This is a genomic window from Candidatus Streptomyces philanthi (assembly GCF_059553635.1).
Window position 1 is genome coordinate 1 of record NZ_JCANQV010000245.1, and the last position, 9,001, is coordinate 9,001.

The following is a 9,001-nucleotide window of genomic DNA, read 5'->3' on the forward strand; positions in this document are numbered from 1 at the left end:
GCCCGGCCCACGCCACGTCCGCCCCGTACGACGACCGCTCCCTCCTCACCATCGGCGCCTTCTCCCGCGCGTCCCGGCTCTCGCCCAAGGCGCTGCGCCTGTACGACGAGCTGGGGCTGCTGACCCCCGCCCGCGTCGACCCCTTCACCGGCTACCGCCACTACGCCCCGGCGCAGCTCGCACGCGCCCGGCTGGTCGCCCGGCTGCGCCGGCTCGGGATGCCGCTGGCCCGCGTCCGCGATGTCTGCGCGCTGCCTCCCCGGGAGGCGGCACGGGCCGTCGCGGCGTACTGGGCCCGGGTCGAGGCGGACACGGCGTCCCGCCGCGAACTGGCCGCCTTCCTCGTCGACCAACTGTCCACGGAGGACACCACCATGACCGCACCGCACACCCTGCGCGCCGCCGCGCTGACCGACGGCGGACTCGTCCGCCGCGTCAACCAGGACTCCGTCCACGCCGGCCCGCGCCTGCTCGCCGTCGCCGACGGCTACGGGCCCGGCGGCGGCCCGGCCGGTGCCGCCGCGATCGCCGCCCTCGCGCCCCTGGAGGACGCGGACCTCGGCCTCGACGACCCCCTCACCGCCCTGGAGGAGGCCGCCCACCACGCCCACCACGCCCACCGGGCCGTCCGGCGCCTCGGCACGTCCGACGGACGGGAGACGGGCTGCACCCTCACCGCCCTGTTCCTCGCCGGCTCCCGGATCGCCCTGCTGCACGTGGGGGACTCCCGCGCCCATGTCCTGCGGGACTCCGGACTGTTCCGGATCACCCACGACCACAGCCTGGTGCAGTCGCTGGTCGACGAGGGCCGCCTCACCCCCGAGGAGGCGTCACTGCACCCCCAGCGGGCCCAGCTGCTGCGCTCCCTCGACGGCGGCGAGGAGTTCACCCCGGACCTCGAACTCCTCGCCGCGCACCCCGGCGAGCGCTATCTGCTCTGCACCGACGGCCTCTACGGCGTGGTGCCCACCGACACCCTCCACCGGGCCCTGACCGCCGCCGACACCCCCGTACAGGCCGTACACGACCTGGTCGCCCTGGCGCACGAGGCCGGCGCCCCCGACAACATCGGCTGCGTGGTCGCCGACGTCGTCCCGGCCGCCCCGCCCACGGCGTCGTGACGACACGGGCCCGTACGACCTGAGCGGGTACGGCGTACGGGCCCGTACCTCCACAGGACGATCACCGATACGCCGCGCGGCCGATCCCCCGCCCCCCGCGCCCCGTTAGCGTCCTTCGGGACCGCCGGAAACATCCGACGCGACCGTCGGAACACCGGCCGAACGAGGGGCAGGAACATACGTGAGCAGGGGAACGAAGCGGGGGACGCCGCGGCACACCCGCCGGAAGCGGGGCGGCGCGATGCTCGGCGCGGCGCTGGTCACGGTGGCGGCGCTGGGAGCGGCCGCCCCGGCCGAGGCGATGTCCGGCGGCACGCAACTGCCGCGACCGGGGGCGGCCCCCTGGCTCGCCACCCTGGCCGGGAAGGGGGACGGGCCCCTGCTGCCCCGGGCGTCGTGCGGCGGCGTCCTCGTCGCACCCGACCGCGTACTCACCGCGGCACACTGCCTCGACGGGGTGGACGCCAACCGGCTGGAGGTGCACATCGGGTCCGCGGTGCTGTCCCGGGACCCGGGCACCGTCCGCGGCATCCGCGCCATCGCCTCCCACCCGGACTACCGGCTGCTGCCGTCCCCCGCCGACCCCGGGCGCCCCGAACTCTCCTCGGCCGCCGGCGACCTCGCGGAGATCCGCCTCGCCGCCCCCGTGCACGGCGTCGAGCCGCTGCCGGTCGCGCCGCAGCGCCCCCGGCCCGGCACCGACGTGTCGATCTACGCCCACGGCATCACGGCCGCGCCGGACCCGGAGCACCCGGACAAGGAGATCCGCGGCGATGTCCTGCGCCGGGGCGATCTGAACGTCCGCACCCACGCCGCATGCGCCGCACAGACCCCGGCGGTCGTGGACGGGGCATCGGTCTTCTGCGCCCGGGACCTCAAGGGCGCCGGGACGACGATGTGCTCCGGCGACAGCGGCAGCCCCCTGGTCGTGCACGGACGCCGGGGCCCCGAACTTGTCGGGATCTTCAGCTTCGCCGGAGAGACGGCGGGCAAGGTGTGCGGCCAACCCGCCGACGCCGCCTTCGCGGACGTACCGGCTCTCCTGAAGACCTGGAAGCGGGCGGGCCACTGACGCGCCGGGGCGGGCCCGGATCGGTCCGGCGTTCACCGGGCCCGCCCCTCGCACACCGTCACCAGTGGTGCGCCACGTCCACGATCAGCAGGGACCCGGACTGGGTGACCCGGAACGGAAGCCTCGCCCGCACCCCCACACCGACCTGCGTCTGTCCCTCGAAGCTCGCCCCGAACCGGGTGTCGCGGAAGGTCCGGTACCCGCCGATGTCCACCCCCGGCAGCGGCTTCCCGGCCCGTCCCGGATAGGACGCGTCCATGGTCTCGGGATCGTAGGACGGCGCGGAGACCAGGACCTGGAGAACGGCCCCGCCCTTCACCGGGATCGGCTTGCCGGAACCGTCCTGGTGGAACGCGTCCACATAGCCGACGTGGTACCCGGTCGCCCCGCTCGCGCGGCCGACGTCGAAGACCATGCGGTCGTAGCAGCGGTCCTGGCGCGTCGTGATGTTCCGCAACGGCGTGGAGCCGGTACCGTCCGCCGACTTGGTGCCGCTGCCCCACCGCACCGAGCACACCGCGTCCGAGCCGCCCCGACCGGTCGCGGCGCCCGCCGTCCCGGCGCCGGCCACGACCCCGCCGGCCGCCAGCACCAGTGCGACACCCGCCGTCATCAGCTTTCGCATGCCCTCTCCCGGAAGTGAATCGTCTACCTGTGCACGCGGGACGACTTCCGGCGGTCCAACGGCGTTGTACGGAGATCGACTTCCGGCCACCGGAAGGGCGAAGCTGTCGCGAAAACGGGTGCCCGAATCCCTTCGGACGAACCGGAGGCAAGATCCCCTCGGCTGCGTACTCTCGTGACGACAACGTCACACACAAGAGAAGAGACCGCCGTGAGCACGAAGCAGCACCACGATTCCGTCGCCGAGAAGAAGGGGTTGGGCGAGCGCCTGGCCGTCCACCTCGTCCGCCGCCGGTTGCGCGGACAGGAATACCTCGTCATCCCCTACATGATGCTCTGCACGCTGCTGTACGTCGCCCTCGGCAACCTCTACCTCTCCATCCCCGCGATGATCGCGCTGCTCGTCGGCATCATCGTCGCCCTGCGCCACCTCCCGCCCCGCTCCGGCGTCCGCAAGGTGCTCGTGTACGAGAACGGCCTCCTGCTCGTCCACACCAACGCCTGTCTCCAGGTGCTGCGTTGGGAGGACATCGATTCCTTCAGCGAATTCCTCGAAGAGGGGGAGACGCATTTCCGTTCCGGCGGCGTGGAAATGACGACACGCTTCGGATTCCTGATGATCTGGCCCGCCGACGGCAGCCCGGCGATCCGCCTGCTCCATGTCCTGGGCCAGTCCCGACTGAGCGCGACGATCGAGGAAGAACTCCGCCCCCGCCTGCTGGAAGAACTCCACGCCGCAGTGGAATCCGAGGGTCATGTCACGATCGGCCGGATCGCCGTCACCCCCGACGGCGTCGTCCTCCCCGCCGCCCACCGCGACGACTCACCCGCCCTGATCGGCTGGCCGCACCTGAAAAAGACCACCACCTCGGCCCGCTCAGAAGTCGTCTTCCACATACGCGTTGACGGCACCAAGAAGACAACCTCCGAATACGTCCCCGTTCGCAATGCCCCGGTCATCCGCGATTTCGTCGAGGAACTCCGCGAACTGTCGGAGGGGGAGGGGGAGTCGGCTTAGGGCTGCTGCTGGGAGTGGATTCATGCCTGTGGTGGTACGCGCGCGGTTCGACCTCCGAATGGCACACGTTGTCCGCGTACGCCGCCCCGCACCCCGCCGCCCCGGGCGGCCCGGGACCCCCGGGCCGCCCGGTGACCCCTACGCGAGCCCCTTCAGCATGGCGCGGAAGTACATCTGCGGCAGCCCGTACCGCTTGAGGAACCACATGTCCGTGCGTTCGCGGGTGGTGTCGATGAGGGGGAACGAGGGGGACGGTTCCAGGTCGTAGTCGAACTCGGCGAGCAGCATCTTGTGCCGGGCGGTGACCAGGGGGCAGGAGGTGTAGCCGTCGTAGGCGGTGGTGGCGGGGCGGCCGCCGAGGTCGGCACGGAGGTGGTCGACCACGACGGGGGCCTGCTTGCGGATGGCCGCGCCCGTCTTGGAGGTCGGCAGGTTGGCGACGTCGCCGAGGGCGAACACCTCGGGGAAGTCGGGGTGGCGGAGCGTGGCACGGTCGGCCTTGAGGTAGCCGAACGGGGAGGCGGGGTCGGCGAGCGGGCCCTCGGCCAGCCACTCGGGGGCGCGCTGCGGCGGGACGGCGTGCAGCAGGTCGTAGCCGACGGTCTCCTTGGTGCCGGTGGCGTGGTCGGTGATCTCGACCTCGCGGGCGGGACCGTCGACGCGGGTCACCTCGGACCGTACCCGGACCTCGATGCCGTAGCGGCGGGCGGCCTCCTCCAGGGCACGGTTGTAGACCGGCACCTTGAAGAGGGTGGGTTCAGGAATGACGAGAACGATGCGTATCGCGTCGAGGACGCCCTTCTTGCGCCAGTGGTCGGCGGCCAGGTAGGCGATCTTCTGCGGGGCGCCACCGCACTTGACCGGGCCGGCCGGCATGGTGAACACCGCCGTGCCCTGGCGCATCGTACGGATCAAGTCCCAGGTCAGGGGCGCCAGATCGGGGCGGTAGTTGCTGCTGACGCCGTCGTGGCCGACGGCCGCGGCGAGGCCCGGTACGCCGTCCCAGTCGAGGCGAAGTCCGGGGGCGACCACCAGCCGGCCGTACGACAGGACACGCCCGGTGCCGGTGGTGACCGTGCGGGCCTCGGGGTCGATGGCGGTGGCGCGCTCGCGCAGCCAGTGGACACCGTTCGGCATCACCTCGGCCGAGGTGCGCAGCGAGGCGCGCAGCGGGGCCTGGCCGCCGCCGACCAGGGTCCACAGCGGCTGGTACCAGTGCGACTCGGACGGTTCCAGGACCGCCACGTCGTGGGCGCCGGCGCGACGCAGCCGGGCGGCGACGGTGATACCGGCGGTGCCGCCGCCGATGATGATGATCTGGTGGTGGGCGATGCCGTATGCGGCGGATGACACGGTGGTCCTCCTGTGAGGGAGAGGGAGGGTGTTCGGGCCGTTGGTACAGGTGACGTGGGGGGCGCTTCGAGTGTCGCGGGTGGTGGCCGAGTGGTGGGAGCCGGGGTGGGGGTGAAGGTGCTGCCCGGTGCGGTGAGTTGATGGACGCAGGGGCGCTGGGCGTGTCCCCTGTAGGGGAATTGGACGGCGTTACGGACGAGACAGGCGCCGTCGGAGCGGACTTGAGGGCCGCCCCCCGTTGAGAACCGCCCCCGCTCGACGACCGCCCCGTTACAGATGAGGCAGAGCAGTAGCGGCCATGGCGAGGGCGAGAGCGGCGACGAGGGAGGCGAAAGCGGTGGAGAGGGTGCGGGGTGACAGACGGGTCGTGAGGCGGTTGCCGAGGTAGCTGCCGAGGGCGGCACAGAGGGCGAAACCGGCCAGCAGCGGCCAGTCCAAGGTTTCGCCGCCCGCCCGGGTGGCCAGCGCCGTGGCGGAGTTGACGAGGATGACCAGCAGGGACGTCCCGATGGCCACCGGCATCTCCAGCCCCAGCACCAGCGTGAGGGCGGGGACGACGACGAAACCGCCGCCGACACCGAAGAAACCGGTCAGCAGCCCCACGGCGGTCGCGGTGGCCACGACCTGCGCGGGACGGACGAGACGCCGCAGGCCGTGCCCCGGGGGCGGCGGGGGAGCGGCCGGAGCGCGGGCGCCACCGTCCTGCCGTCCCTCCCGTACCGTCCGGACCACCAACGCCGCCGCCACCGTGAGCATCAGGCACGCGAAGGCCGCCATCAGCACCGTGGGATCGACCGCGGCGTTCCAGCGGGAGCCGACGAAGGTCCCCGCGGTGCCGAGGGCCCCGAAGGTGAGACCGGCGCCCCAGCGGACGCGGCCCGCGCGGGCATGGCACGCCAGCCCGGTGACCGAACCGACCGCGACCACCACCAGCGCGCCCGCCGTCGCCTCCCGCGGCGTCTGGCCGAGGAGATAGACGAGGGCGGGCACCGCGAGGATCGATCCGCCACCGCCGAGCGCGCCCAGCAGCACACCGATCAGCAGTCCGCACGGCAGCGCCGTCGCGGCTATGACGACGGACACGCGGCGCGGGGGGCGAGGGCGACGGCCCGGCTCTCGTCGGACCATTCGGCGACGAAGGCGAAGCGGTCACCGCGGACGACGGTCTCGCGCCACTCCACCGGCCGGTTCCCGGCACGGCCGAGGCGCTCGATCGCGAAGGCGGGCTCCCGGTCGGCGAGACCGAGCAGCCACGCCTGCCGGATGTCCGGCAGGAACGGCAGGATGCGCTCCCGGCCCCCGGTGACCTTCACCCCGCAGCGGCCGGACAGTTCGCCGTAGAGCGAGGTGTGGCCGAAGTCGGCGTCCAGCAGCGGCTCGGCGATCTCGGCGGGGAGGTACGCGGTGTCGTGGGCGAGGGGTTCGCCGTCCGCGAGACGCAGCCGCTCCAGGACGACCAGCGGGGCGTCGTCGACCAGCTCCAGGTGCCGGGCGACCGTCGCGTCGGCCGTGCGCTCCAGCCGCAGCACCTCGCTGCGCTGCTCCACGCCCTGCCCCTCCAGCTCGCGGAAGAGGCTGTAGAGGGAGCCGAGGGGCTGCTGTATGCGGCGGGTGTCCAGGCGGCTGGCGCGGCCGCGCTCGGCGATGACCAGGCCGTCGGCGCGGAGCTTGCGCAGCGCCTCACGGACCGTGTGCCGGCTCACCTCGTACTCGCCGGTGAGGCGGTGCTCGGCGGGGAACTCCTCGGCGAACGCGCCGGCTTCCATGCGCCGGCGCAGATCGGCGGAGAGCTGGGCCCACAAGGGGAGCGGGGAGCGCCGGTCCAGGGGGCGCGGACCGTGATCGCCGCCTTGCGGCTCGGTCGTCATGATCGGTTCCTCCGGATACGTACGGGGACATGCTCGGCTTGTGTGACGAGGGGGGCTGACTTGTCGTCATTCCATCGGCTGCCTAATGTACGTACATCCGTGCATCCGCACAACGTGGTGTGTCCGGGCGACCCGCCCGGAGCGCACGAGCGCCCGTACGACCCGTGCCCCAGGAGGCCGACCGTGCATTTCGCGCAGTACTACCTCGACTGTCTCTCCCAGGCTTCGTATCTGATCGGTGACGAGACCACCGGACGAGCCGTCCTCGTCGACCCCCGACGCGACATCGACGACTACCTGCGCGACGCGGAGGCGGCCGGGCTGCGCATCGAACTCGTCGTCGAGACCCATGTCCACGCCGACTTCCTCTCCGGACACCTGGAGACGGCGCGCGCCACCGGCGCCACCATCGCCTTCGGCGAGGCCGCCCGCACCGGCTTCCCCAGCCGGCCGCTCAAGGACGGCGAACGCATCCACCTCGGCCCCGACGAGCACAGCGGCGTCACCCTCACCGTCCTCGCCACTCCCGGCCACACCCTCGACTCGATCTGCCTCGTCGTCCGGGAACAGCCCGGCGACACCGAACCGTTCGGGGTCCTGACCGGCGACACCCTCTTCGTCGGCGACGTCGGCCGCCCCGACCTCCTCTCCGCCGCAGGCCACACCCCGCAGGCCATGGCCGCCCGCCTCTATCACTCCCTGCACGACAAGGTGCTGACCCTCCCCGACACCACCCGCGTCTTCCCCGGGCACGGCGCCGGATCGGCCTGCGGACGCAATCTCTCCACCGAGACCACGTCCACCATCGGCGACCAGCGACGCCTCAACTACGCCCTCCAGCCCATGTCCGAGGAGGAGTTCGTCCGCCTGGTCACCGCCGGACAGCCCGCCGCCCCCGGCTACTTCGCCCACGACGTGGCCCTCAACCGGGACGGGCACCCTCTCCTGGAGGACGCGCCGCTGCCCGCGCTCACCCTCGACGAGGCGTGCGCGGCCCGCGCGGAACGCGGCGCGGCCCTCCTGGACTGCCGCCCGCTCGACGCCTACACCGAGCGCCACCTCACCGGTTCCCTGCACGCCGGACTGGCCACCCGGTTCGCCGAGTACGCGGGCAGCGTCGTCGCGCCCGGCACCCCGATCGTGCTGCTGGCCGAGCCCGGCACCGAGACCGAGGCCCGTACGCGGCTCGCCCGCATCGGATACGACCAGGTCATCGGCCATGTCCCCGACCCGGCACCGGCCCTCGCCGCACGCCCCGACCTCACCACCACGAGCCGGCGCATCGCCCCCGACGACCTCGACGCCGCCCACCCGCAGGTGATCGACGTCCGCAACCACGGCGAGTACGCGGCGGGCGCCCTGCCCGGCGCCCGCAACATCCCCCTCGCCACCCTCCCCGCCCACCTGGACACCCTCGACCCGTCCCGGCCCGTGGCCCTCTACTGCCGCAGCGGCAACCGCTCGGTGATAGCGGCGGCACTGCTGGAGGCGGAAGGGTTCACGGACGTGTGCGATGTGATCGGGGGGTACGAGGCAGTGGGGATGCCGGTGAGGTAAGGGGGAGTTGGGGCGGCTGTTGCACGAGCGGTACGCCGGGACGGCCGGTCGGGGCGGGGCTCGGTGGCCGTCCTACGGGGGCGTGCACCGGTGAGAGGGTGTTACGCGGGCGACCGGTTCTCGCGCGGCCGTCACTGCTGGGCCCGTTCCACGTCGAGGACGACGGCCCGCCTCCTCCGTTCCCGGCCCCAGGCCCAGGTCAGCGCGGTGGCCGCCGTCAGGCAGGCCGCCGCCGGGAGCTGGAGGGACGGGCGGCCGGAGGCGGTGGCCAGCGGGATGCCCAGGCCGGCCGTCACGGTGAGGGCGGCCTTCGTCACGCCGGACGCCTCGCCCGCCCGATCGGGGCGCACCACCGCCTGGGTACCGGTCAGCGCCAGACCGCCCGCGA

At 73.1% G+C, this 9,001-nt stretch carries 8 protein-coding genes and 1 pseudogene; 4 read left to right on the forward strand and 5 right to left on the reverse strand.

The window, feature by feature from the left end:
- The first annotated feature begins 50 nt into the window (after positions 1–50).
- Positions 51–1,121, forward strand: a complete 1,071-nt coding sequence (locus AC51EU_RS23120; protein ID WP_496268969.1) for a MerR family transcriptional regulator — start codon at positions 51–53, stop codon at positions 1,119–1,121.
- 181 nt (positions 1,122–1,302) lie between these two features.
- Positions 1,303–2,193 carry a S1 family peptidase gene (locus tag AC51EU_RS23125; RefSeq protein WP_496268962.1) on the forward strand — a complete coding sequence of 297 codons (891 nt, stop codon included), beginning with the start codon at positions 1,303–1,305 and terminating at the stop codon, positions 2,191–2,193.
- A gap of 58 nt (positions 2,194–2,251) precedes the next feature.
- On the opposite strand, the gene AC51EU_RS23130 is transcribed toward AC51EU_RS23125, so the two are convergent.
- A complete protein-coding gene (locus tag AC51EU_RS23130) occupies positions 2,252–2,818 on the reverse strand; it encodes an AMIN-like domain-containing (lipo)protein (protein WP_496268963.1) in 567 nt (188 codons plus the stop codon).
- Positions 2,819–3,028: 210 nt separating this feature from the next.
- On the opposite strand from AC51EU_RS23130, the gene AC51EU_RS23135 reads away from it, so the two are divergent.
- A complete protein-coding gene (locus tag AC51EU_RS23135; protein WP_496268964.1) occupies positions 3,029–3,835 on the forward strand; it encodes a hypothetical protein in 807 nt (268 codons plus the stop codon).
- Positions 3,836–3,973: 138 nt separating this feature from the next.
- On the opposite strand, the gene AC51EU_RS23140 is transcribed toward AC51EU_RS23135, so the two are convergent.
- From AC51EU_RS23140 to AC51EU_RS23150, 3 genes are all read right to left on the reverse strand, one after another.
- Positions 3,974–5,188 carry an NAD(P)/FAD-dependent oxidoreductase gene (locus AC51EU_RS23140; RefSeq protein ID WP_496268965.1) on the reverse strand — a complete coding sequence of 405 codons (1,215 nt, stop codon included), beginning with the start codon at positions 5,186–5,188 and terminating at the stop codon, positions 3,974–3,976.
- A 270-nt stretch (positions 5,189–5,458) separates the two neighbouring features.
- Positions 5,459–6,271, reverse strand: a complete 813-nt coding sequence (locus AC51EU_RS23145) for a sulfite exporter TauE/SafE family protein (protein WP_496268966.1) — start codon at positions 6,269–6,271, stop codon at positions 5,459–5,461.
- Entirely contained in the window at positions 6,256–7,056 is an 801-nt protein-coding gene (locus AC51EU_RS23150) for a GntR family transcriptional regulator (RefSeq protein ID WP_496268967.1), read from the reverse strand. The genes AC51EU_RS23145 and AC51EU_RS23150 overlap by 16 nt, the downstream gene beginning before the upstream one ends.
- 183 nt (positions 7,057–7,239) lie before the next feature.
- Here AC51EU_RS23150 and AC51EU_RS23155 point away from each other — a divergent pair, with 183 nt between their 5' ends.
- Entirely contained in the window at positions 7,240–8,613 is a 1,374-nt protein-coding gene (locus tag AC51EU_RS23155) for a rhodanese-like domain-containing protein (RefSeq protein ID WP_496268968.1), read from the forward strand.
- A gap of 131 nt (positions 8,614–8,744) precedes the next feature.
- Here AC51EU_RS23155 and AC51EU_RS23160 read toward each other — a convergent pair.
- Positions 8,745–9,001: pseudogene (locus AC51EU_RS23160) on the reverse strand (hypothetical protein); the annotation flags it as partial.